This is a genomic window from Actinopolymorpha singaporensis, assembly GCF_900104745.1.
Taxonomy (GTDB): domain Bacteria; phylum Actinomycetota; class Actinomycetes; order Propionibacteriales; family Actinopolymorphaceae; genus Actinopolymorpha; species Actinopolymorpha singaporensis.
Window position 1 is genome coordinate 4126612 of sequence record NZ_LT629732.1, and the last position, 22295, is coordinate 4148906.

Below are 22295 nucleotides of genomic sequence, written 5' to 3' on the forward strand. Positions count from 1 at the left end.
CGTGAAGGAGATGCCGGTCCGAACAGGAAGGCTCAGGGAACAGTTGCGCGGACCGTCGAGGTCAGGGTGTACCCGCCGACGTCGACACGAAGAATCTGTTCCGACGGAAGAGGCGAACCACCGGGCGTCCACACCACGTTGATCGCACGAGCGTCGCCCGGCCCGACAGGCCCGTTGTCGGGCCACCCGACCGTGAACTCGGGGCCGCCGGTGATCGTGAGCTTCGCCGACTTCAGGTCGAAGGTGTCCTGAGTGTTGTTGAACAAGGTGACGCTGCCGCTCACCGACCCTCCTACTGCGGCTTCGGCTTGAAGGAGGAGGACGCCGGGAACGAGAGCCAGTCTCTGCGTGGCTGCCTTCTCACCGGGTCCGAGCAAGACGTCGACGACCCTCTTCACCAGTTCACGAAATGTTTCTTCGCGGTATCCGACGACGAAAGCGATGACGAACAGAACAGCGGTCCCGCCGGCGGTGTAGTTCTCGTTTGATGCCGGGATCACGTCCGGGGCGATCCCCTTCAGAACGAATAGCAGAGCCAAGACGGCCACCGAGCCGGTGATCATGCCGAGGATCGGCCGTGCGAGATGCCAGTAGGCGAATCCAAGACCGTCCCATTCGCGACTGTGGCCGACAACGCCGACGACACTGATCGTCGAGCCTCCCAGCGCGCCGGCCCATGGAACCCAGAGGGGAACGACATGGTCCCAGTTGTAGGAAGGCGGGGCCGCCTGGCCTCGGGTGGCCGCCGTCATCAGGGCCACCAAGGCCACGATCCACGCTACTTGGTAGACGAGGAAGGCCAGGGGCGACCATCGGGTTGGCCCGAGCTTGTAAATTGCCTTTCGTACGGCCTTGCGGAAAGGTCCAAGGCGTGCGTCCATCGGCCCTCTCCTCCTTGCCGCGCGTGCGCCAGCCCTCCCTGCGATGCGCATGACGCCGGCGCGACCTCGGATCGTGCACACAAGATGATCTCGTGCCCGAGGCCTGTCAACGCCGCTCGCTCCTGAGCTGCCGCGGCCTGCATCGCCCCGGTGGATTCGGCAAGCGGTCATCGGTGACTTGTGACGAAACGGGTTCGGCGCGCACGGCGGGAGCGCATGCTTGGTTGATCACGCGCGTCCTGCCACGCGAACTGCGCTGGAGGGGAGATCTCATGCGTGCGTTTCCAGCCGTAGGGCTGCTTGCCCTCGCCGCCTGCATCACGTTCTGTGCTGCGCCTTCGGCTGTAGGTACAGGAAGAGCCGCCGCGGCGGTGACGGAGTGTGTGACCTTGGCCTTGCCGAACCAGGACATGAACGGTACGCCCACCGGTGCCGACCACGGAGATGTCGTGGTCGGCGCACCAGGGGAGAACCACGCCGCCGGCGCGATCCATGTCTTCCACGGCACTGACGGGGCCACCGCCGGTGACAGCGCCGGCAGGTACGAGGATCAGTGGACCAGCCAGGACACGCCCGGGGTTGCCGGCGGCTCGGAGCCGAACGACCGGTTCGGGGCGGCCGTAGTCACCGGTGATTTCAACGGTGACGAGTGTGCTGACGCCGCAGTCGGTGTCCCGGGTGAGGACGGTTCCGCTGGTGCAGTCAACGTGTTCTACGGTGCTCGCGGCACGGGGCTTCTCGTCGCCACTGCGAACACGATGCTGCTGGAGGGAACGGCGTCGATCCCTGGTCCGCGTCGCGCGGGTGAGCGTTTCGGTTCGGTGCTGGCGATCGGGGATCTCAACGACGACGGGATCACCGACCTGGCCATCGGCGCACCGGGCGATGTGGACAGCGGTGTCGCCGCGGGTGCGGTGTTCGTCGTCTACGGCGACGCAGCCGGGCTGAACGAGGGCCCCGCCCGTGCGGTGCGTCTGGCCCAGTCGTCCGCTCTCTTCCCGGGGGCCCCGGAGGTGTCGGACCGGTTCGGTGCCAGCCTCGCGGTCGGCGACTTCGCCGGAGATGGGATCGACGACCTGGCGATCGGTGTCCCCGGGGAGAACGCGAACTCCGGTGGTGTGGTCGTCGTACCGGGCAACCACGGTGGTGCTCTCACCGGCGCCGGATCGAGGTTCTGGTCCCAGAACAGCGCCGGCGTCGTCGGAGCCGCCGAACCCGATGACGGTTTCGGCACCGCCCTCGATGCTGGTGCTGTCACCCTGGACGGCCGCGAGGACCTGGTGGTCGGAATCCCAGGGGAGAACCGCAGCGGGGCCATCGCGATCCTGTTCGGATCGGCGACCGGGCTTACATCCACGGGGAACCAGTACTGGTCGCAGAACACCCCGAGTGTCACCGGAACTGCCGAGGCCGGGGACCAGTTCGGCTTCGCCGTCGCAGTAGGGCGAATCTCCGCCGGGACCGCGGAACATCCGAACGCTGAGGACGTCGCTGTCGGTGTTCCAGGCGACCGCGTCGGCGGTGTGCCGGCGGCCGGGGCGGTCCAGATCTTCTTCGATGTCCCCAACGGTCCTCCCAGCGCCACCGGAGACGCAGAAATGCTCGTCAGCCAGGACACCCCCCAGGTGCCAGGAGCCGCGGAGACCGGCGACAGGTTCGGCGCCTCCCTCGCCATCGTGAACCTGAGCACCGACTACCCTGGCGACGGCCAGGACCTTCTGGTCGGGGCACCCGGCGAGACAGTCTCCGGTGTCCGCCACGCCGGTGTCTTCCACGACTTCATCGCCGGCGCGTTCCCCCGTGATCCGGTTGTCGTTCCCAACTGGAGGCAGTTCAACAAGGCCCTCTCAGCCGGCACCATCGAAGTCAAAGGACCCCTCGAGCCAGAAGGAGCCTTCGGCGCCGCTCTCGGCAACCCGGGCCGGCCCTGAGCCCAGCCGCAGCCAACCCTGCCGACGACAACCGCCGACCGGAAGCCTGCGGACGGCAAGCCGTCAGAAGCCGTACGGCCCGAGGCGCAGCACCGCCAGCACGGCGGGGATGATCGCCAGGGTGAGTGGTACGGCGAGATGTGCGGTTTCCCTGCGCCGCACGTGCACGACGACCGCCGCGGCCATCAGGACGGCGAGTCCGACGGCGGCGGCCGGACTCAGCATCTCCGCAACGCGCAGCGCAGGTGGCCCCACCAGCCCTACCGCACCCAGCACTTCGAGCAGGCCGATGAGCCTGACCTGCGAAGGAGTGAAGTCCGCGGCCCATCCGTAGCCCTTCGCGACGAGCGCCTCGCGCGAGAGAGCCAGCTTCGAAAAGCCCGACGCCGCGAAGACGAGGGCCAGCACGGATGCGACAGCCCACAGAGCGATGTTCATCGAGTTCCCCTTCGTGAGTACGACTGCTGCCGGCGCGCGGTCGAGGTGCGGGCAGCCCCTCACCTCGCGCGGCTGTCATCACGACGAGACTGGGGCGGGGAATGTCAGGATCCCGCCCGGGCACAGGCCCGCAGCCGAAGCTTCTGTGGTGGCGTCAGGGTATGGCCGCCAGGTCACGTTGACACCTGCCTGTCGGGCCGCCTCAGGCGATGGTGTCGGTGGCCGCGCTCAGTGCGTGTGTGTCGGCGCGGTCTGCACGTCGTCGGACTGCAGGTGGGAAGGCTCGCGCCGCCGAGGCAGCATCAGGGCGGGGACCAGGGTGAGTACCACGAGGGCCCAGGCGACCCAGTAGGTGCCTGCGAACGCCTGAGCCGCCTGGTCCAGGCCGTGGGTGATCAGCTCTGAGGGGAGCCTGAGGGAGGCGACCAGTTCGGGCCGGGTGTTGGACAGGATCCCCGCCTGGCTCTCCGTCAGTCCACCGTCGAGGCCCGCCATCGTCTCGGTGCCGGGGATGACCGGGGAGTCGTTGAGGTGGTTGGTGAGGACCACCGACATCACGGCCACGCCGACCGAGTTGGCCACCTGCTGGGTGATGTTCAGCAGAGTCGAGCCGCGTGCGACCTCGTGGTGCTTGAGCGTCTTCAGCGCCGAGGTCATCAGGGGCATCATCGTCGCGCCCATGCCGAGGCCCATGACGAACAGTTCGGCGATCAGCAGGGCGTACGACGTGTCGGCGTGGATTTGCGTCAGGCCGAACATTCCGGCGACGAGGGCGACGAGCCCGAACGGGACGATCCGGCCCACCGGTATCCTGTCGGAGAGCCGACCGGCGATCGGCATGGTCAGCATGGCGCCGATTCCCTGTGGTGCAACGAGAAGCCCGGCGTGCAGCGTGCTCTCGCCCCTGATCTGCTGGTAGTAGGTCGGTACGAGGAGCAGCCCGCCGACGAATGCGGCAGAGAACAGGAAGACCGTCATCACCGAGACGGTGAGGTTGCGGTTCCGGAAGAGCCGAAGGTCCAGCAACGGATGCGCCGGCCGGAAGGTGTGGAACACGAAGCCGACGATCAGGACCACCCCGGTGAGCATCGAGACCCAGACACGTGGCGCGGTGAAGTCGCCGTTCTCCGCCGGCAGCGAGGAGATGCCGAACAGGAGGAGGGCAAGTCCAGGGGACATCATCAGCATGCCGAGGAAGTCGAAGGACTCCGACGGCTCCGGGCTGTCCTTGGGAAGGACGACCGCGGCGTAGACGAGCGCCGCCAGGCCGATCGGCAGGTTGATCAGGAAGATCCAGTGCCAGCTGGCGTTCTCGATCAGCCAACCGCCGAGGATCGGCCCGAGGATCGGCCCGAGCAGCAGCGGTACTCCGAGGATCGCCATGAGCCTGCCCATGCGACGAGGCCCGGCCGCCCGGGTCATGATCGTCATGCCAAGCGGCATCAGCATTCCGCCACCCAGTCCCTGCAGCACTCGGAAAGCGATCAGCATGTCGATGGAGCCGGCTATCGCACACAACGCCGACCCGGCGGTGAACAGCGCGACCGCCACCATGTAGAGGCGTTTGGTGCCGAACCGGTCCGCGGCCCATCCGGTCAGGGGGATCACCGTGGCGAGCGCCAGGGTGTACGCCGTCACCGTCCATGCCACATGGGAGTACGACAGCGGCTCCTCGCGAGTGCCGAAGATGGTCTGGAACGTCGGCAGGGCCACGTTGACCACAGTGATGTCGAGAATCGACATGATCGCCCCGAGGACCACGACACCGGCCACCTTCAGCACGTCAGCGTCGATCTTGTCGTTCTTCGGGGCCGCGTGGGCAGGCGACTGACTCATGAACTCTCTCTTCTGGAAATGATGTGTGCGGGCGAGGCCATCAGCGAGCGGACCTGGTTCGAAGCTTGATCGCGGCCTGCCGGTGAACGCCGGCCGTCCCGCTCTCAAGACGACGGTGTGCGTTGCTTTGTGACATCGCGCCGCGATGTCACCTCCCGCGTGAGGTCAAACACGATGACCGATTCCCATGCAATCACAGATCGTGTGGGGCTCGAGGCGCTCCGCGCCGACTTCACCGATGCACCGATGATGCACGACCACGAAAGACTCGCGTCATCCTTCGTCGCTGGCGGCCGGCCGCTTGCCGGCCGGTCGTCCATTGCCTTCTGGAGGCCCGGCGGCGTGAACGACACAAAGAATTTCCAGCGACCGCGCTTTCGTCAGGACGACGCCCATGACCGACGGCATGAACTACGCCATGGCACTCGAGATTCTCAAAGCAGCGTGAGAAGGAACTCCTGCGGATGATGAAGGACAACCAACGTCGCTCCCTGGCACGCCGGGCGCGGGCAGCGCGACCACGCTGACGCTCGGCCGGCCGTTGGTCTGTCAACGTGTGCTCTTGAGGTATCGGTCCGACGACAACTCGAACACCCGTACTCGCCGCCCGCAGGTGGGATTGACGGTCTCACGGAACGGATGCATCCCCACTTTGGTCATGATCCGTTCGGAGGCGTCGTTGCCCACCTGGGCGATGCTGATGATCCGATCCAGCCCTCGGTCTTCGAACCCGAACCGTACAGCGGCCGCAGCAGCCTCGGTGGCCAAGCCCCGTCCCCAGTGGGAACGTCCCAGCCGCCAGCCGGCCTCAACCGCCGGCAGTACCTCCGGCAGGAAGTGGGGTACCGAAAGGCCGGTGAACCCGGCCAGCTCGCCAGTGCACCGGATCTCCACGGCGAACAGGCCGAAGCCCTGTGCCTCCCACTCGCTCTCCCATGCCTGGATCCCGTCGCGCGTCTGCTGTTCGTCACGGACGCTGCCGTCACGGATCCACCGCATGACCTCCGGGTCGGCATTGACGGCAGCCATGGGCGCAACGTCTTCCTCCCGCCAGCGACGCAGGATCAAACGGGGAGTCTCGAGCGTGATCATCCGACCATTGTGGTCACGAACGGGCTCTGCGCCATCCTCGTTCAACGGAGAACGGCGGTGCGTTCAACGGAGAACGGCGGTGCGTTCAATGGAGAACGGCGGTGGCCGAAGCTTCTCGAACTGTGCCTGCTGCTCTGTTCAGCTCACGCCAGCACCTCTTTGAAGCCCTGCCGCCACGAGGGGTAGTGCGGCGTCCAGCCGAGCTCGCGCTTGGCCTTCGCGTTGGAGAAGCCACGCCCGGAGGTCATCATGACGACGGCCTGGTCCCCGGCCAGCAGGCGGGCAAGCCACACCGGCACGCGCCTCGGCTTCTTCGCCCCGGCGCACTCCGCCATGTACGGCAGCCACTGGCTGGCCGGTGCGGGCTCGTCGTCGACGACGTTGAATGTGCCGGTTGCCTTCTTCTCCACGGCAAGCACGGTTGCCGAGGCGGCGTCGTCGAGGTGGATCCAGGACATGTAGCCGGCGCCGTCGCCCACGAGCGGGTACTGCCGCTTGCGCAGGAGCGTGACCTGGTCGTCCATCGCACCGGGCCCGTAGAACGAGCCGTAACGCATCACCGCGCCACCTGCCTCCAGGACTTTGTCCTCGGCCTCTTTCAAGGCAAGCAGAAGGGGATGAGAGGCGGTGCCGGGCATGAGGTTGGGCGGGTCCGTCTCCGTCTTGACCCAGCCACCCCTGGGCTCGCCGTTCCAGCTGGCGTACCCCTGGGCGACGAAGTGGGGGACGCCGGCGGCCTGGGCAGCGGCAAGCAGGTTGTCGGTCCCCTCGGTGCGCAACCGGTTGGTGATCGCGAACCACTTGTCGGGGTGCTTGATGTCCGGCTTGCCGGCATGCGTCATCGAGATCGCGGTCATCTGGTGCACGATCACGTCCGGTTGCGCCGACGCTACCGCGGTACCGACCGACGCGGCGTCCAGACCATCCATCACGACGCCAGTGGCGCCCATCTCGTCGAGCAGACGCACCTTGGCCTTGCTCGTCGTTGTTGCAGTCACCCGATGGCCGCGAGCCACCAACCGGGGCACCAGTCGGCGCCCGAGCACACCGCTGCCGCCTGCCACGAAGACGTGCATTTCTGTCTCTCCTCTGCTGAAGCCCTTGCCGAACACGTGACGCTCGAAAGCCGCCTGTTGTGACATGCGGGACGGCTCAGGCTGCTCGGCTGAGCCGGTAGTCGGATCGCCTGGCGCGCCGGGTGCGGGCCCAGTACTCGAACGAGAAGCCCGGCCAGAGCGTGCGGTTGACGCCTTGATCGTCGAGATACCAGCTGGTGCAGCCGCCGGTACTCCACACCGCCCGGTCGAGGCGACGCCGGAGCATCGCGGTGAACCGTCGTTGTGCTGCGGCCTCGACCTCGACGACCTCGGCGCCGCTCCGCCGCAGCATCTGCAGGCAGCTCATGATGTGCCTGACCTGCGTCTCGATCATGAACACCACGGAGGTGTGCGCGAGACCGGTGTTGGGGCCGAGGAGCATGAACAGGTTCGGGAATCCCGCGACCGTGATCCCGTGGTACGCGGTCACGCCGTCGGCCCAGGCGTCCTGCAGGGTCAACCCGGCGCGGCCGACGATCCGCTGGTCGAGCAGCGCCGAGGTGACGCGGAAACCGGTGCCGTAGACGATGGCGTCGACGTCGTACGACGTGCCGTCGCGGGTGAGGATGCCGTGCTCGGTGATCTCGGTGATCGGGTTGGTGACGAGTTCGACGTTCGGGCAGGTGAGCGCCGGATAGTAGTCCGACGACAGCAGGATTCGCTTGCAGCCGATGGTGTAGTCGGGCGTCAGCCGGGACCGCAGCTCGGGGTCGGTGACCTGGCGCTGCAGGTGTCGCCGGGCCATCTCCTCCATCGGACCCATCAGCCTCGGGCTCACGGCGAAGCCCAGTCCGCGAAGCTCCAGCGCGAGGTAGATCGAGGCCCGGAAGGCCCGCATCGCGAGCGGTGCCGATCGGAACAGCCGGCGCCGGTCCGGCGTGATCTCGGCGTCGGGCCGGGGATGGATCCAGGCAGGTGTGCGCTGGAAGACCTGCATCCGGGCCACCTGCTCGGCGATCCGCGGGACGAACTGCACGGCACTGGCACCGGTGCCGATCACCGCGACCCGCTTGCCCGTCAGGTCGTAGCGGGAGTCCCACTCCGAGGAGTGGAACTGCCGGCCGGTGAACCTGTCGCGGCCCGGCACGTCGGGATAGTTGGGTACGTGCAGTGCCCCGATCGCCGACACCAGCACCCGCGGCGTGAGCACCTCACCGTCGGCCGTCTCGACCCGCCAGCGCCCGGCGGAGTCGTCCCACCGCATCGACACCACGCGGACGCCGTAGCGAAGGTGCGGTTGGAGACCGTAGGTCCGTACGCACGAGCGCAGGTACTCCCAGATCTCCTCGCGCGGAGAGAACATCCGCGACCAGTCGGGGTTGAGCGCGAAGGAGTAGGAGTACAAGTGGGATGGCACGTCGCAGGCGCAGCCGGGATAGCCGTTGGCCCGCCAGGTGCCGCCGAGGTCCCGGTCCTTCTCGAGTACGACGAAGGAGTCCAGGCCTGCCCTCTTCAGCTGGATCGCCATGCCGATGCCGCCGAACCCCGCGCCGACGATGACGATCTCCGGCGTGGCCATCACCGCCTGTCCTCCGTCCCCGTCGTCTGGCAGATGACGGACGCGACCAGTTCCGGATCGTCGTTCATCGGAGAGTGGCCGCAGCCGGGCAGGTCGACGTGCCGGGCGTCGGGCAGCAGGGCACGGGCCCTGGCAGCCTGGCGGTGGAGGAGCAGTCGGTCGTGGGTGCCCCACGCCACCGTCACGGGACACCGGGGTTTGCCGCGCGGGGCGTAGTCGCGTCCGTGCCGCGCGACTGCCCGGAACGCCGGGCCGGACCGCATCGCGAGTGCGTCGGCGAGGACCAGCTCGGCCGTGAGCCGGTCGGGGCGTCCGACCAGAAGGCCGTACGCCAGCGTGCGGACCCGGGCCGAGCGGGCGGCGGCGCCCAGCACCGGGTCGGGCAGGAAGGCGACCGAACGAAGGGTGTGGAGCAGAGCGAGCGCCCAGCGGCGTTCCCAGGTGGTCCAGAAACCGGCCGGCGCCAGGGCAGTCGCGGACGCCACCTGGCCCGCGGCGGCGAGCTCCAACGCGAGCGCACCACCGAGACTGTTACCTGCGACGTGCGGGCGGTCGAGGCCGAGGTCGGCGGTGAACTCCGCAACTGCCACGGAGAGGTCCTCGCGCCAGCGTGCACCGCCGCAGGCCGGTGACGCGCCGAACCCCGGAAGGTCGACCGCCACGACGTCGTGCCTCTCGGCGAGCAGCGGAACCACGGGGTCCCAGCCCTGCCGACGATGCCCCAGGCCGTGCAGCAGCACCAGCGGCGGGCCGCTGCCCTGCCGGTGGTAGGCCAGACTCACCACGGCCGCGCTCCGATCCCGTCCATGCTCGACGCTTTACCACGTTTCGTCACCGGGTGCGAGACAGGTGCGGTGGTTGTTGGAGCAGGTCACGACGCGCGCCCGCTGGTGTCGAACGGTTGTCCCTTGGACCAGTGTCTGCTCTTCCTACGGTGTGCCTCGGTGGTGCCGCCCCACACCCCGTACGTCTCGGGCAGAGTCATCGCGTGGGCCCGGCATTGGCGGCGGACCGGGCAGCGTTCGCAGACAGCCAGTGCTGTTTGCTCCCTGGCGACGCGTTCGGCGGCGGTTTCGGATTCCCGGCCGTAGAACAACCCTGATGGCTGGCCCACACAGGCGGCGTACTCGTGCCAGCGGGTCCACGCCGCCGCGCGCCGTGCGGTGTTGTTTCGTCCGCCTGGCACGGCCCTTCTTCGGTTGGGCATGCTTCGCACTCCTCGCCCGTGCATGGTGCGGGCAGCCGACGGGCACTCTGACCAGAACGACGACGGCTGGGCCGGATCGGTCAGGTCGGCAGGTCGGTGAAGGAGGATCGGCGAACCGGATCCGCGCGTGCTGCGGGTACGAAGGGTCGGGGCATGCCAGCCTCACAGCGATCGACTCTGCGGGGTGGCTGTCTCCTCAACCGTCACCGACCCTACTCGGGTGGAACGTCCCGGCATCACGCAGTACTAAATGGACCGCGACCACTTCATGACGCCCCGGCGTCGCACACGCCAGGTGGGAAGCCGCTGGACCGGCTGATCGGCAACGGCGTCCTGACGCTGCTTCCGTCAGCGGGAGCGCGCCCGTACGCCGCGTTCCCGCACATCGTCTTGCTCGGCCGACGGCACCTCTGCCGTGGTGCGCCACCAGTGGCGCGACGCCAGCCCGGCCAGTACGGCGCCGGCGGCGTTGACCAGTACGTCGTCCACGGAGGAGACCCGGTCCAGCCGCAGAACGTACTGGGCGGTCTCGACCAGGACGGAGCAGCCCACCCCGAGCGCCAGGACTCGGGGTACCGATGCCAGCGCTCGGAAACGCATCGGGGCGAAGAGCCCGAGTCCCGCGAAGATCAGGAGGTTGCCCCCGATTCCGAGCGGACCCATCGTGGCGAGGTCGCGCAGCGGGACCAGGCTCACCCGACCGGGAACGATGCCGGCCCCCGGGCCCGGCATCATGGTCATCCACACGAACGGCACCGTTGCGTAGACCATGCCAACCTCAGCCAGCGACATCCGCCACGCAGACGTCACGCCCACGGCGCTTCGACGCCACGCCAGGAGCCATGTCACCAGCGCGGCCAACGGCAGCCCGACCACCATCATCAACACCACACCGTTCTCGGTGTCGAAGCAACCGTGCCACCGCCCGGCCATGCACGTCGGTGCGGCCATCATGAGCGGCCGCCGAAGGGCGAAAGTCGCGCCCGCAAGGCCGAGAACCGCCAGGCCGACGAGCACGATCGTGCGCGTACGGCGGACCGGCGCTGACGGGGCAGGGCTGTGGCTCATGCTCCCATTGGAAGCGGCAGGCCGTTGCATCGGCGTATGCGATTTTGGATACGCCCGCGATACCCCCGAACGCCGGACCTCGGTTTCGGTGTGTCGGACGACGGAGTCGGCTTCACCGTCTGCACCATGGACGTGACGAGCAAACACTCCGAGGGCCGGGTTACCATGCGCCGTGGCCGGGAGCTGGGGGAGTGAGGACGCTGCCGCGGCGGTGACCGAATGACGGCGCCGACGTGGAGCAGCGCGGCTGCGACGGCCTGGCTGAGCGCGCGGTCCGCGTGCTGGTCCGATCCCAGGTTGTCCGCCGTCGGCTGGGCTCTGATCGTGGCCTTGTTCGTGGCGACCGACACGAGCGGTGCCTGCAGCGAGGCGGCGCCGTGCACGATCGACCGGACCGACGTGGTCGGCGCGATCGTGGTCGTGGCGGCATTGGCGCACATCGGCTGGCTGGTGTGGATTCCTTACGTCGCATGGATCACCACTCCGGTGATTGTGGTGGTGTCGGCGGTGAGCCCGGGCGCCATTGTCGGCGAGGCCGCCTCGTGGGTGCTCTGGCTTGTCGTACCAGCAGCGGCCTGGACGCTGGCCACCCTGTGGTGGCAGCGGTCCGGGCGCGTTCGCCAGTTCGAGACCGTGGCACCTCTGGCGTCCGCGCTGGCAGTCCCGCCGGTTTCGAAGTGGGCATGGGACCGGCGGACGATCCGGCTGCTCGTCGGGTTCGCAGCTCTGGCCGCTTCGGCCGGCCTCGTGGCCTACACCCTGCACTGGCAGGCTACGGAGGACGCCCATGTACGTGAGGCAACGCGGGTGCCGGGCACCGTGCTCGCCCATCTCGACGACGGCTACGCGCTGAAGGTACGGGTCAGCCCGCCCGGTTCAGATGTGCGGACGCTGGAGACCTTCGACGCGAGCGGGTATCCGGTCGGATCGCCAGTACACGTCCTCGTCGACGGATCCTGGGCACGCCTGGCCGCCGAACCGTTCGATCCGACCGGCTGGTACATGCTCGCCGCCGGTGCCGCGCTGGTCGGGGCGACACTGGTGGGTACTGTTCTGGCGTGGCGCCGGCGGCTGGCCGTCCTCGCGAGCGGACCGGTGCCGGCCCTGACCGTGTGGGCAGGCCCGGCCCCCGACGGCCTCCTCACGTCTGACAGCCCGTGGGTTCGGCGGGCCGTGGTGTACGCGGCGGACGACGAGAACATGCGCCGCCCCCTGTTGGTGGTACCGGTGGAGGCGTACGACCTGCACGACGATGACCGGCCCGACGACGACCGGCCCGACGACGACCTCCCCGACGACGACCTGCCCGAGAAGGACGACGAGCCAGGGCCGGCCATCCTCTTCGGCCTGCCAGGTGACGGCGCCGTCCTCGCGTTGCAGGTGGAGGGCGACGAGCCATTACTTCTGTTGCCGACAGGTCCGGCGCGCAGGGCGGGCCGGCGGCACCGCGGCCGCGCCGTCGGCGAACGCCGCCCGCCGAATGCCTACCGGTGACCGAGCCGCCTATCTTTGAGCCCGATGCGTCATCCCGTCGCCGTCGGACCGGGCAGCGCCTAGGCGTACCTCACCTTTCTCGGTGACCACGGCGGCGTTCAGCACCTGCGTCTCCAGCGCCGTCATCAGCGCTTTCGCAGCGGACTCAGGAATCCCCTCGGCGATCTTGATGACGTTGCCGAGCTCCACGCCGAACCACGCCACCACGTCGCAACGATTCGCGCGGTGCCGGTCGATGCGCACTCTGCGTGCATGGTCGAGGTTGACGAGTTCACCGTCAGTGGCGCGTACCCACATAGTGCACACCCCTTCACCGCCGATGCCGATGGTTCCTGAGGATCAGACGGTAGGCGCAATCGACGGGTCACGCCTCATGTATGACAGAACCGGCCGTGGGGTGCACGTGCGGTCCTGGAGTACGCCGCCACCGGCGACGTGGCCGACGGTCTGGCCCTGTTGCAGGAACACCGTGCCCCGGGGTCGAACTGCTGCGACTCCCCGCCTGGTGCACGCCTTCACCGCACCGGTCGGCTACCTCTTCCGCCCCTACATCGTCTACCGCTCGCGTTCGCCCCCGGGGCGCCAACCCGCTCCGGCTCCGCCCACGCCGGCGATCGCAGGGAAGCGTCCGGGCCGCCCAAGGCATGCCCGGCAACCCCAGGTCGCATTCCAGCCTGCGTTGACGTCTTTCCGGACGGCCCGGAATGTCAAGGCGCAGTTGCCTGCGTCGACGGGCGGCCCCACGCCGGTGTGGGGCAGTGCGGCTAGCGCTTCTGAAGCTTCGACACGAACGAACGGATTCTGGCCTGGTTGCGTGGGTCGCTGGCGGCCGCCTGCAGCCGGTCCTGCGCCTTCTTGACTGCCTGTTGGGTCCGCGGGTCCTTGGCGAGCCGCTGCGCCTTCGCCTGCGCGTTCGCGGCGAGCTTCTTGCCCTGCGGACTCCGGAAATACTGCAGGACCCGGTCGAGCAGCGATGTCGCCACAAATGCCTCCTCTGTCGGTGGGACGTCTGGAGAACGCCTGGGGCGGCAACCAGGTTCCTCGGTCCCGGCTCAACGCATGACGCCGGTGTGCCCGAGAGAGTAGCGGCCCGGCTGTGGCCATACGCACAGGCCGTGTGGCCCGCTGCCGACCTGGATCTTCGCCAGGAGGGCGCCGTCGGTGGTGGAGAGTGCGTAGGCCTCGCCGTTGTAGCGTCCGGACAGCCAGAAGATCCTGCCGTCGGGGGAGAGGTTTCCCATGTCGGGGCTTCCGCCGCCTGGTATCCGCCACTTGCCTACCAGGCGGTCGGTGGCGAAGTCCAGGATCGAGATCGATCCTTCGTCGCGGTTGGTGACGAGGAGGCGGCGCGAGTCGCGGGTGATGTAGAGGCCGTGGGCGCCGAGGCCGGTGGGAAGGAAGTCCCTGACCCTGAAGGGGTTGCCGGTGGCGCGCCACAGCCCGTTCGCCGTCATGTCGGCGACGTAGAAGGTACGACCGTCGGGAGAGACCTTGACGTCCTGCGGCTTGGCGTCGGCGGGCAGTTTGATTCTCCCGACGATCCGCATCCTGGCAGTGTCGACCTTGAGCAGGTCGGAGGAGAACTCACAGCTCACGACGAAGTAGCGTCCGTCCGCGGAGAAGTCGGCGTGGTTGACTCCGGCGCAGTCGGCGGGAATCGAATGCTCGAGCCGCATCGTGTGCGGATCGCGGAAGTCGATCCGGTGCAGAAGTGAGGCCATGACGACGGCGTACCGCCCGTTCGGCGTGAAGTAGAGGTTGTACGGATCGTCCACGGGGACAGGCTTCCCGGCCTTTGTCGTACGCGGATCGATCGGTGTCAGCGAGTCGCCCACGTCGTTGTTGACCCAGAGAGTGCGAAGGTCCCAGCTGGGAACGACATGCTGGGGCTGGCTGCCGACCGGAATGGTCTTGACCACCTTGAACGTCTTCGGGTCGATCACCGTGACCGTGTCGTCGTTGGTGTTGGGGACGTACACCCGGTACGGATCCTTCCGCACCTCCGGTGCGAGCCGGCCGGGCCGGTCCGCCGCCCACACGTCGTCGGCACGCAACGGTGGCGGCATGCCGGGCAGATAGGCCGAGGTGTGTGGCGCTGCGCCTGCCGCGGTGGCCGTGGTGGCGGGACGGGCCGCCCGGTCCGCGTTCGTGCTCTGCGTCGGGTGAACGGCCTCACCCGGGCTCCGGCAGGCGGCGGCCGTCGCTGCCAGGACGAGTACGGCGGCAAGAAGGTGCCCGACGCGGGGCCGGTTCATCGGAGCAACTCCGTGACCGTGACTGGTCGCAGGCCCCGGGCACGGAGTCCGCCGACGAGTGCCGGTAGTGCCCGGACCGTGCCGGGATGCCCAAGGTGCAGGCTCAGAATCGAACCCGGCCTGGCGAGCTCCACTCCGTTGCGGATGACCGTCGCCGCCCCGGGATCGAGGTAGTCCCGGGTGTCGACGTCGTAGGAGAGGCAGCTCCGGTAGCCGGCTCGTGCCGCGGCCGCACGGATCAGCGGGGTGGTGTACTGCGTGCCTGATGCGCGGAACCACCGGCCCGTGCTGCCAGTAAGGCGGTGCAACACCGCCGCGCAGCCGGCGATCTCGTCGTACGCCCGTGACTCGTCCAGTTGCCGCATGGGCAGGTGGTTCAGGGTGTGGTTGCCGAGCTCGTGGCCGCCACGTCGGATTCTGCCTGCCATCCCGGGGTTCTGGGCAAGCCAGGTGCCGACGGCCAGCACCGTCACCGGTGTGCCGGCGTGCTCGGCCGCCCGCAACAGTGCTTCTGCAGTCGTGGGATCGCCCGCTCCGTGGAACGTCAGCGCCACCCGGGGCAGCGATCGCGGACCGTGCCCGATCTCGACGACGGTGCGGGGCGGTTTGCCTGCCGGTGGCGCCGTCGTCGGAGCGTTCTGGACGACCGATCCGTGGTCGGTGTGGGTTGGCGCCGGATGGGAGGTGGCCTGCGCGGACGGCGACGAGTGATCCTTCGTTCTCGCGGCAGCGCAGCCGCAGAGCAGAACGCCGGCGGCAGCGCCTGACACCGTACGCCAAAGAAGCCGGCGCCGCGGGATCGTCACGCCTCAACGTTAGGGAGCAGGGTGCCGGCGGACTGCAGGACGGACTATCCAAGGGCAATTGTCGAGGTGGTCACCGGGTCCGGGCACGGCCACCAGCGCCCGTCAGGTCGATCTGGCACCTCTGATCCCACGAGGGCGAACCCCCTATGGGCTCCTGACATCGCTACCCACGCAGCGCGGCCGCGGATTCGCGCAGGTGCCGGTGGACGCCGTCGTACGCCGCCGACGCCGGGAGGAGCCGCTTCGGGATCTTGACCACCGAGGAGTAGTTGGTGTCGACCACGTTGGCGATCGGCGCCAGCGCGGTCTGGCTGAGCAGCTGGTAGGCGTCCATCCGGTCCAGGCCGTAGAGCTCGCTCAGCCACTGCACCATCTCGACCTGCGCGATTCGCCAGGCGTCCTCGAGCGGGCGGCTCGACCCGACGGCGATGATCGCGTCGTCGTGCTCGATTCGCGGCCACACCGGCGCGCCGCCCTTGATCAGGTCGACGATCAGGGTGACGTTCATCGCGCCCTCGACCGCTGTCCCGCACGCCTCACCCTCGCCTTGGCGGTAGTGGCCGTCGCCTACCGAGAACAACGCACCCGGAACGTTGACGCCGAGGTAGCAGGTGGCGCCGGCACGCATCTCGGGGGTGTCCATGTTGCCGCCGAACCGCTCGGGTACGAGGGAGGAGCGTGCCTCGCGGCCTCCCGGTGCCACACCCACAGTGCCCAGCATGGGCTCCAGTGGCAGGTCGAGACGGAAGTCACTGCGCGCGGCCTCGAATGTCAAGGAGCGCTTGCGTGCGTCGACGTGGTAGACCCAGGTGACCTCGGGCAGCGGGTCCTGCAGCAGCGCGGTGCGGTCGGTGCCGGTCAGCCCGCCGAAGAAGGGGATCGTGGTCGAGACGCCCCAGTCACGGGCCGGCTCCAGGTCGACGAAGTGCAGGACGAGGGTGTCGCCGGGCTCCGCGCCCTCCACGAAGAAGGGCCCGGTCTGCGGGTTGACGAAGTTGATGTCCACGCAGGCCGACGGCAGGTCGGTGGTCTGCCGGATCCGGCCCGAGTAGGCGTCCTCGGTCCACAGCCGCATGGCCGTACCCGGACGTACGCGGAGGGCAGGCTCCGCGCCGCCGAACGTCCAGGCGTACTGCTCGAAGGTGGGGGTGTACTCGACCGTGTCCATACCGTGGTCTCCTTCCACGTGGTCCGTCCGCGCGCGACCGGCCCATCGTAGGAGGCGACCTCCCTGTCCGTCATAGGCTCGGACGGTGCGAGATGGTTCGACGGCGGAGAGCATCAACGCTCTGGTGCGGTTCTGCGCGCGACGCGACGTGGATGCGCTGACTCCCGCACTCGTCGGCGCTCGGGCCGACGTCGCGATCCTGTTCGGAGGGAGCATCCTCGCCGGCGCGGACGTGTTCGCGGACGCCGTTCGGGCGGAGGTCGCGTCCTTCTACCTGATCGTCGGTGGCGAGGGACACAGCACGGACGCGCTGCGACGCCGCCTGCACGATCGCACGTCGTGGCCGGACGTCGACGATCTCACCGAGGCCGCGCTGTTCGACCGGTACCTACGGGAACAGCACGGGCTCGTGGTGGACGCCCTCGAGGAGGAATCCACCAACTGCGGCAACAACGTGACCAACGCGCTGGCACTGCTGGACGCCCGCGGCATCAGGCACGACCGGATCGTGCTTGTTCAGGACGCCACCATGCAGCAGCGCATGGACGCCGGCTTTCGCCGGCATGTTCGGCCGACCACGACGCTGGTCAACTTCGCCTCGCACCAGACGATTGTGCGAGAAGTCGACGGTGCCGTGGAGTACGACTCGGCACCGGACGGGATGTGGGATCTGGAACGCTACGTGTCGCTCCTGATGGGCGAAATCCCGCGCCTGAGAGATGACGCCGACGGGTACGGACCGGGCGGTCGCGACTACATTGCCCACGTCGACATACCGGACGACGTTCAGTACGCGTTCGCGCTGCTGCAGAGCACCACCGAGTACAGCGTTCGGCAAGCCGATCGCCGGTGGGAAAGCTGACAGTTGCCGCGGCGCAGTGGTGAGTGCGCGGCCGGCCCGGTCGGCTACCAGGCCAGGTCGAGGTAGTCCTGGCCGTGCTCTCGTGCCAGCGAGAGGTTCGGGCCCTCCTCGCTCGTGCCGTTCGGCATGGCGACTTCCCAGCGGGCGTTGAAGGCGACGATCCAGGCGGTCGCCGCGGATGCCGTACGTCGTTCGCGGGCGTTGAGGCCGGCGCCGCGAGCAGCCTCGTAGTCCTGCAGAAACAATGCTGCTTCGGCAGGTGAGGAGAGGCCGCCCCCGCTGGTGGAACTCGCGGCGTAACAGGCTGCGGCGAAGCCCGCGATGACGGCCTCGGTGTCGGCCACGAGTTCCCAGTCGAAGGTGCCGACGAGCACGCCCTCCTGGACGGCGGTGTTTCCGGCGTACCAGTCGGCGTGACCGACGACCACCTCCGCGCCGGCGCGACCGGTGAGGATCTGGCCGGACGCACGCCCTGCGTACCCGTCAAGCCAGTCGTAGCCGGCAGGGGTGACGTCGAAGTTCACGATCGAATCGTGGGGTACGGGCCACGGCCCGGCCTGATAGCGGCACCACGACGGTCCTGCGCCCGCCCTCCGCAGAAGGTCGGGCCGGGCCCGCAGCAGGTCGATGTGCCGGGCCAGCCCCGCGGCCAGCAGTCGGCGGACGGCGGGGTCGCGCCCGTCCGGGACCGTGCCGGCGATGAGCGTCTCCGCGGTGAGGACCCGCCCGTTGCGGTCGTCCGGGCCCGACAGGGGCTCGGGACACGGAAACCCGGCTGCGGAGAGTACCAGCTGCGCATCCCTCGCGGCGGCGATGGCGTCGACGGCCGGGATGCCGTCGGTACTGTCGATGCCGTCGGCTCCGGTCGGAGCACGGTGACCCTTGATCACCACGGCCCGCCCGTCGTCCAGTTCGACTCCCCACACGGCGTCGATGCGCCCAGCGCGGAACCGCACCTTCCGGATGGGGCTGCCAAGCTGTTCCGAGGCGTACGCGCTCAGAAACGCCCGCAACTCGGCCACCGACTCCGTTCCGTGAACGGCGCGTTCGGTTTCGGTGGTCCGATCCGACACGTCGTCGAGGCCGGGGTCGGATGCGCAACCGGGACTTGTCACGTCCAGAGCATCCCACCCTGTTCGTCAGGCCGCATGGTGTGCCGCTGCCGACCAGCCCGCTCCACGGCCCGGTGTGGCCGGTGCTGTCAGTGTTGTCGGTGTGATCGGTGTGGGAGCATCGGCGCCGTGACCGACCGGGTGATTCAGCTGCAGGACGTGGTGCGCCGCAAGGCCGCGGCCCTCGGACCAGAGGGGGAGGCGTGGCTCGCGGGCCTCCCCGACCTCGTCGACGACCTCGCCCGCGAGTGGTCGATCACGGTCGGGCCGCCGGTTTCCGGCGGCACCGCGTCCTACGTCGCACGGGTGCGTACGGCGGACGGCCAGGACGCCGTTCTCAAGATCGCGGTTCCCCAACTCGACTTCGGCGGCCAGGTGCGCGCTCTCGTCGACGCGGACGGACACGGGTACGTCCGGGTGCTCACCCACGACGTCGACCGGCACGCGCTGCTGATGGAGGCGCTGGGCCGGCCGCTGGAAGAGGTCGATGCCTCTCCCGAGGACAAGATCGCGACACTGTGCGCGACCCTCCGCCAGGCCTGGCTGGTCCCGCGGCCCACGGGGCCGAGCGTCGACCCTGCTCTGGGACTGATCGAACTCGTCGGCACCCTGTGGGAACGGCTCGGCCACCCGTGCTCGGAGCGGGTGGTGAAGAGGGCACTGACCTACGCCGAGCGGCGGGCGGCCGCCTTCGACCTCGACCGCTGTGTCGTGGCGCACGGCGATCCGCATCCCGCCAACACCCTGCGGGTGCTGACACCGAGGCCGGGTGCGGAGTCCGGCTTCGTCTTCGTGGACCCCGACGGCTTCCTCGCGGACCCGACGTACGACCTCGGCGTCGTCCTGCGCGACTGGTGCTCGCAACTTCTCGCCGGAGACGCACCCGCCCTGGCTCACCACTACTGCGCGCTGCTGGCGGGCCACACAGGGTTCGACGAGAAGGCCATCTGGGAGTGGGGATTCCTCCAGCGGGTGTCGACCGGGCTGTACGCGCTCAGCTTCGGCGCCGACGAGATGGCTCGGCCCTACCTCGAGACCGCAGAGCTGCTCGGCTGACCCGCCGCTGGCCTCCTGTTCTGTGTCAGGTGCTCCACGTTCGTGAGGGGCGCCGCAGCCTGGAGAGCTGCGGATCCTTGTACTGCGTCGTCCACTGCGTGACGATCGGATTGGTGCCCGGCCAGGCGTTCTCGGACTCGGCGGTGAGGACCAGCGTGAGGTCGGTACCCCAGTCGGGGTGGTGGATCGAGGCGAGGGGAAGGTCGGTCAGCGCAAGCCGGCGGCCGTCGACGGCAAGGCCGACGTAGGTCTGCCGGGCGAGGTCGGCGACCACCTCGAAGCGGTGCCAGTCGGTGTCCGGGGGGAGGACGACGCCGGTGTCATGGGCGGCGAGATGCCCGTCGACCATCGTGTAGGCGAAGATCTTGCCGAAGTTGGGGTCCCATGGGTTGAGCTTCCAGAACGTCGCGGCTTCCAGGGTGTGCTTGTCGGCGTTCCAGAGTCGGTTGGAGCCGTCCCAGAACTGGATCATCTGATGCGTCTGCTCCGGCAGGTGCGGCGCGGAGCTGGGAGAGGGCACGAGCGGTAGCCGGATCGAGTAGGAGTAGTGGTACGTCGCCAGGCTGATCGGGCGGTGGTCGGGCGTCCTGTCGCCGAACTTGATCCGGCCGATCGCGTTGACGAAGGTCGTGATGCCGCGCGGGTTCGCGGTGACCTCGCTGTAGTCCGCAGTGGAGGTGATGGCGACGTCCTCGGTGCCGCACGGCAGGTCGGTCGTGCCGCCGGGATTGCACTCGGGGTCGATGCCGTAGCCGGCGAGTGGGCCCCGGGCGCGCCAGACCAGCGCCTCGTCGGCGTCGGGTGGACCGGAGGGCCGGGGCGTCATCTGGCGGGCGGTGGCGGGGCCGGCGGCGGCGAGCGTACCGGCGCCCGACGCCAGGATCAGCCCACCGGCGGTGAGGACGGTACGCCGGGGAAACCTTCTCGGGTTCGGCCCTGGATTCGACTCGGGTGGACGCATACGCCGCCTCCTCGACCTGGCGCGACCTTCGCGCGTTGTTCCGCTGCGTCGCGCACCATCACTTCCAGCGGCCGCAGGCTACTTCGGCGGAGCGATCGGTGCGTGCCTCGTGTCCGCGACTGCCCTGCCAAGACCGGCCATCTTCGGCGCCAGGTGCAGGCGGGACGTCCCGTCGACCGCGCCGCCCCTCCCACGGACCGATGCGATCACGCGGGCGTCTCCTGGCCGAAGGCCGGCGCCCCGGACTTGGTGGCGTAGGTGGGAGCCACGTGGACAGGCGTGCTCGCCGTCGACCCTCTGGGCACGATCTCACACGGCAACCTGACGACGGTGGGGGAGACCGCCGGCTCGGTGATACGACGACGGAGCAGGTCGAGTCCCGTCTCGACGATGGCCTGGACGGGTTGGTTCACCGTGGTCAGGTCGAACGCCTCCCAGGACGCCATGTCGGTGTTGTCGTAGCCCACCACCCACAGGTCGCCGGGCACGTCGACTCCGAGGGATCGTGCGCCGTCGAGCAGTCCGAAGGCGAGGACGTCGGTGATGGCGAAGATTGCCGACGGCGGCTTCCTCCGCCCGAGCAGCCGGTGCGCGGCGCGATGACCGTCGGCGTGGGAGAAGCCGCCGACGACGGTGTTGCGTCGGCTGACCGTGAGCCCGGCCTCTGCCAGCGCGGCCCGGAACCCCGTCTCCCGGTCTCTGGCCGTCGACACCACCAGAGGAGAGGTCACCAGGCCGATGGCCGTGTGGCCGGCGTCGACGAGGTATCTGCCCACGTCGAAGGCGCCCTGCCAGTTGTCGCCGATCACCTGGTCACAGGCGAGGTCATCGATGCCGCGGTGCAGGAGAACCGTGGGTAGTCCGGAGGCGACAGCGACAGAGTGCAACGGGGAGTCGAAGGTGGCGCATGTGAGGACCAGGCCGTCGACGAGCCGCTGCTGGATGAACCGGCTGGACGCCTCGATGTCGTCGTGCTCGACGTCCCAGAGGGTCATGTGGAGGCCCAGACTGCGCAGGCGGCGGGCGATCACGTCGAGGAGAGTGGCGTGGAAGGGGCTGGTCACCCGGGACATGAAGACGCCGATGGTGTCCGTACGACCCGTCTTCATCGCCCGCGCGAGTGCATGTGGGGTGTAGTTGGTCTCCGCCAGAACCTTCAGGACCCGGGCGCGGGTCTCGGGGCTGACCCGCGGATGGTTGGTGAGCACGCGGGACACGGTCGACTGGGAGACGCCGGCCAGCCGAGCCAGGTCCCTGCTCGTGCTCACTCGTTCCAATCCCGTCATGGCACCTCCGCGAGCCGCTGGTCATCGGGACAAGGAAATCACTCCGTCGGCCTCACCGTCCTAGTTCGGACGGGATCCACGTGGAACGGTTGACCGCCTTGCAGGGCAAGCGTAGATACGTATTCACAGCCCGATCCATCCGGCGCTGAAGTCCGCCGACCGGCGGCGCCAGGTGCCGAAGCCAATCGAACCGCCGTGGGGGACCTTTCGAGCGCGGAGACTGCCG

General features: G+C 68.8%; 22 protein-coding genes. 5 read left to right on the plus strand and 17 right to left on the minus strand.

Features of this window, described 5'->3' with window-relative positions; translation table 11 throughout:
- Positions 1–32: 32 nt before the first annotated feature.
- Positions 33–881 carry a hypothetical protein gene (locus BLU27_RS18570; protein ID WP_157728656.1) on the minus strand — a complete coding sequence of 283 codons (849 nt, stop codon included), beginning with the start codon at positions 879–881 and terminating at the stop codon, positions 33–35.
- Between the two features lie 383 nt (positions 882–1264).
- Here BLU27_RS18570 and BLU27_RS18575 point away from each other — a divergent pair, with 383 nt between their 5' ends.
- Positions 1265–2812 carry an FG-GAP repeat protein gene (locus BLU27_RS18575; protein WP_172804989.1) on the plus strand — a complete coding sequence of 516 codons (1548 nt, stop codon included), beginning with the start codon at positions 1265–1267 and terminating at the stop codon, positions 2810–2812.
- Between the two features lie 63 nt (positions 2813–2875).
- Here BLU27_RS18575 and BLU27_RS18580 read toward each other — a convergent pair whose 3' ends face one another.
- The 8 genes from BLU27_RS18580 to BLU27_RS18615 form a co-directional block, all read right to left on the minus strand.
- Positions 2876–3250: a DoxX family protein gene (locus BLU27_RS18580; RefSeq protein ID WP_092654938.1), complete on the minus strand. Its 375-nt coding sequence runs from the start codon at positions 3248–3250 to the stop codon at positions 2876–2878.
- A 228-nt stretch (positions 3251–3478) separates the two neighbouring features.
- A complete protein-coding gene (locus tag BLU27_RS18585) occupies positions 3479–5086 on the minus strand; it encodes a DHA2 family efflux MFS transporter permease subunit (RefSeq protein ID WP_092654939.1) in 1608 nt (535 codons plus the stop codon).
- A 549-nt stretch (positions 5087–5635) separates the two neighbouring features.
- Positions 5636–6178 (minus strand): GNAT family N-acetyltransferase, encoded by a 543-nt coding sequence (locus tag BLU27_RS18590; protein WP_092654940.1) that lies wholly within the window; start codon positions 6176–6178, stop codon positions 5636–5638.
- Positions 6179–6321: 143 nt separating this feature from the next.
- Complete coding sequence (locus BLU27_RS18595; RefSeq protein ID WP_092654941.1) at positions 6322–7254, minus strand: NAD-dependent epimerase/dehydratase family protein; 933 nt, start codon at positions 7252–7254, stop codon at positions 6322–6324.
- 76 nt (positions 7255–7330) lie between these two features.
- On the minus strand, positions 7331–8794 hold the full coding sequence (locus tag BLU27_RS18600; protein ID WP_092654942.1) for a flavin-containing monooxygenase: 1464 nt from the start codon (positions 8792–8794) through the stop codon (positions 7331–7333).
- Positions 8794–9579, minus strand: a complete 786-nt coding sequence (locus BLU27_RS18605; protein ID WP_197681489.1) for an alpha/beta fold hydrolase — start codon at positions 9577–9579, stop codon at positions 8794–8796. Before BLU27_RS18605 ends, BLU27_RS18600 begins: the two co-directional genes overlap by 1 nt.
- An 86-nt stretch (positions 9580–9665) precedes the next feature.
- Complete coding sequence (locus BLU27_RS18610; protein ID WP_092654943.1) at positions 9666–10025, minus strand: WhiB family transcriptional regulator; 360 nt, start codon at positions 10023–10025, stop codon at positions 9666–9668.
- A gap of 324 nt (positions 10026–10349) precedes the next feature.
- Entirely contained in the window at positions 10350–11069 is a 720-nt protein-coding gene (locus BLU27_RS18615; RefSeq protein WP_092654944.1) for a VanZ family protein, read from the minus strand.
- A 219-nt stretch (positions 11070–11288) separates the two neighbouring features.
- Here BLU27_RS18615 and BLU27_RS18620 point away from each other — a divergent pair, with 219 nt between their 5' ends.
- Entirely contained in the window at positions 11289–12563 is a 1275-nt protein-coding gene (locus tag BLU27_RS18620; RefSeq protein ID WP_092654945.1) for a hypothetical protein, read from the plus strand.
- Between the two features lie 9 nt (positions 12564–12572).
- Here BLU27_RS18620 and BLU27_RS18625 read toward each other — a convergent pair whose 3' ends face one another.
- Entirely contained in the window at positions 12573–12860 is a 288-nt protein-coding gene (locus tag BLU27_RS18625; protein ID WP_092654946.1) for a hypothetical protein, read from the minus strand.
- A 76-nt stretch (positions 12861–12936) separates the two neighbouring features.
- Between BLU27_RS18625 and BLU27_RS30610 the strand changes: the two genes are divergently transcribed.
- Positions 12937–13422: a respiratory nitrate reductase subunit gamma gene (locus BLU27_RS30610; protein WP_241827509.1), complete on the plus strand. Its 486-nt coding sequence runs from the start codon at positions 12937–12939 to the stop codon at positions 13420–13422.
- On the opposite strand, the gene BLU27_RS29600 is transcribed toward BLU27_RS30610, so the two are convergent.
- From BLU27_RS29600 to BLU27_RS18645, 4 genes are all read right to left on the minus strand, one after another.
- The gene (locus BLU27_RS29600; RefSeq protein ID WP_172804832.1) at positions 13328–13546 is read right to left on the minus strand and encodes a hypothetical protein; all 219 of its coding nucleotides are present in this window, start codon (positions 13544–13546) and stop codon (positions 13328–13330) included. The genes BLU27_RS30610 and BLU27_RS29600 overlap by 95 nt on opposite strands.
- A 69-nt stretch (positions 13547–13615) precedes the next feature.
- On the minus strand, positions 13616–14818 hold the full coding sequence (locus BLU27_RS18635) for a YVTN family beta-propeller repeat protein (RefSeq protein ID WP_092654948.1): 1203 nt from the start codon (positions 14816–14818) through the stop codon (positions 13616–13618).
- The gene (locus tag BLU27_RS18640; protein WP_092654949.1) at positions 14815–15624 is read right to left on the minus strand and encodes a polysaccharide deacetylase family protein; all 810 of its coding nucleotides are present in this window, start codon (positions 15622–15624) and stop codon (positions 14815–14817) included. The genes BLU27_RS18635 and BLU27_RS18640 overlap by 4 nt, the downstream gene beginning before the upstream one ends.
- A 163-nt stretch (positions 15625–15787) precedes the next feature.
- Positions 15788–16792, minus strand: a complete 1005-nt coding sequence (locus tag BLU27_RS18645; protein WP_092654950.1) for an acetamidase/formamidase family protein — start codon at positions 16790–16792, stop codon at positions 15788–15790.
- Positions 16793–16877: 85 nt separating this feature from the next.
- On the opposite strand from BLU27_RS18645, the gene BLU27_RS18650 reads away from it, so the two are divergent.
- Positions 16878–17654: an ElyC/SanA/YdcF family protein gene (locus BLU27_RS18650; RefSeq protein WP_092654951.1), complete on the plus strand. Its 777-nt coding sequence runs from the start codon at positions 16878–16880 to the stop codon at positions 17652–17654.
- A gap of 44 nt (positions 17655–17698) precedes the next feature.
- Here the strand turns inward: BLU27_RS18650 and BLU27_RS18655 are convergent, their stop codons facing one another.
- Complete coding sequence (locus tag BLU27_RS18655; RefSeq protein ID WP_157728660.1) at positions 17699–18769, minus strand: aminoglycoside phosphotransferase/kinase family protein; 1071 nt, start codon at positions 18767–18769, stop codon at positions 17699–17701.
- A 126-nt stretch (positions 18770–18895) separates the two neighbouring features.
- Between BLU27_RS18655 and BLU27_RS18660 the strand changes: the two genes are divergently transcribed.
- Complete coding sequence (locus BLU27_RS18660; RefSeq protein WP_092654953.1) at positions 18896–19822, plus strand: aminoglycoside phosphotransferase family protein; 927 nt, start codon at positions 18896–18898, stop codon at positions 19820–19822.
- A 25-nt stretch (positions 19823–19847) separates the two neighbouring features.
- Here the strand turns inward: BLU27_RS18660 and BLU27_RS18665 are convergent, their stop codons facing one another.
- Both BLU27_RS18665 and BLU27_RS18670 read right to left on the minus strand, forming a co-directional pair.
- Complete coding sequence (locus BLU27_RS18665) at positions 19848–20783, minus strand: hypothetical protein (protein ID WP_092654954.1); 936 nt, start codon at positions 20781–20783, stop codon at positions 19848–19850.
- 206 nt (positions 20784–20989) lie between these two features.
- Complete coding sequence (locus BLU27_RS18670; RefSeq protein ID WP_172804990.1) at positions 20990–22051, minus strand: LacI family DNA-binding transcriptional regulator; 1062 nt, start codon at positions 22049–22051, stop codon at positions 20990–20992.
- Positions 22052–22295 lie beyond the last annotated feature (244 nt).

Bases quoted from the DNA above. Each gene is read 5' to 3' on its own strand.
- BLU27_RS18590 (WP_092654940.1), bottom strand. From the start codon at position 6,178: ATGATCACGCTCGAGACTCCCCGTTTGATCCTGCGTCGCTGGCGGGAG.
- BLU27_RS18620 (WP_092654945.1), top strand. From the start codon at position 11,289: ATGACGGCGCCGACGTGGAGCAGCGCGGCTGCGACGGCCTGGCTGAGC.
- BLU27_RS18610 (WP_092654943.1), bottom strand. From the start codon at position 10,025: ATGCACGGGCGAGGAGTGCGAAGCATGCCCAACCGAAGAAGGGCCGTG.
- BLU27_RS18585 (WP_092654939.1), bottom strand. From the start codon at position 5,086: ATGAGTCAGTCGCCTGCCCACGCGGCCCCGAAGAACGACAAGATCGAC.
- BLU27_RS18580 (WP_092654938.1), bottom strand. From the start codon at position 3,250: ATGAACATCGCTCTGTGGGCTGTCGCATCCGTGCTGGCCCTCGTCTTC.
- BLU27_RS18570 (WP_157728656.1), bottom strand. From the start codon at position 881: ATGGACGCACGCCTTGGACCTTTCCGCAAGGCCGTACGAAAGGCAATT.
- BLU27_RS30610 (WP_241827509.1), top strand. From the start codon at position 12,937: ATGTATGACAGAACCGGCCGTGGGGTGCACGTGCGGTCCTGGAGTACG.
- BLU27_RS18645 (WP_092654950.1), bottom strand. From the start codon at position 16,792: ATGGACACGGTCGAGTACACCCCCACCTTCGAGCAGTACGCCTGGACG.
- BLU27_RS18665 (WP_092654954.1), bottom strand. From the start codon at position 20,783: ATGCGTCCACCCGAGTCGAATCCAGGGCCGAACCCGAGAAGGTTTCCC.
- BLU27_RS18625 (WP_092654946.1), bottom strand. From the start codon at position 12,860: ATGTGGGTACGCGCCACTGACGGTGAACTCGTCAACCTCGACCATGCA.
- BLU27_RS18595 (WP_092654941.1), bottom strand. From the start codon at position 7,254: ATGCACGTCTTCGTGGCAGGCGGCAGCGGTGTGCTCGGGCGCCGACTG.
- BLU27_RS18600 (WP_092654942.1), bottom strand. From the start codon at position 8,794: ATGGCCACGCCGGAGATCGTCATCGTCGGCGCGGGGTTCGGCGGCATC.
- BLU27_RS18635 (WP_092654948.1), bottom strand. From the start codon at position 14,818: ATGAACCGGCCCCGCGTCGGGCACCTTCTTGCCGCCGTACTCGTCCTG.
- BLU27_RS18615 (WP_092654944.1), bottom strand. From the start codon at position 11,069: ATGAGCCACAGCCCTGCCCCGTCAGCGCCGGTCCGCCGTACGCGCACG.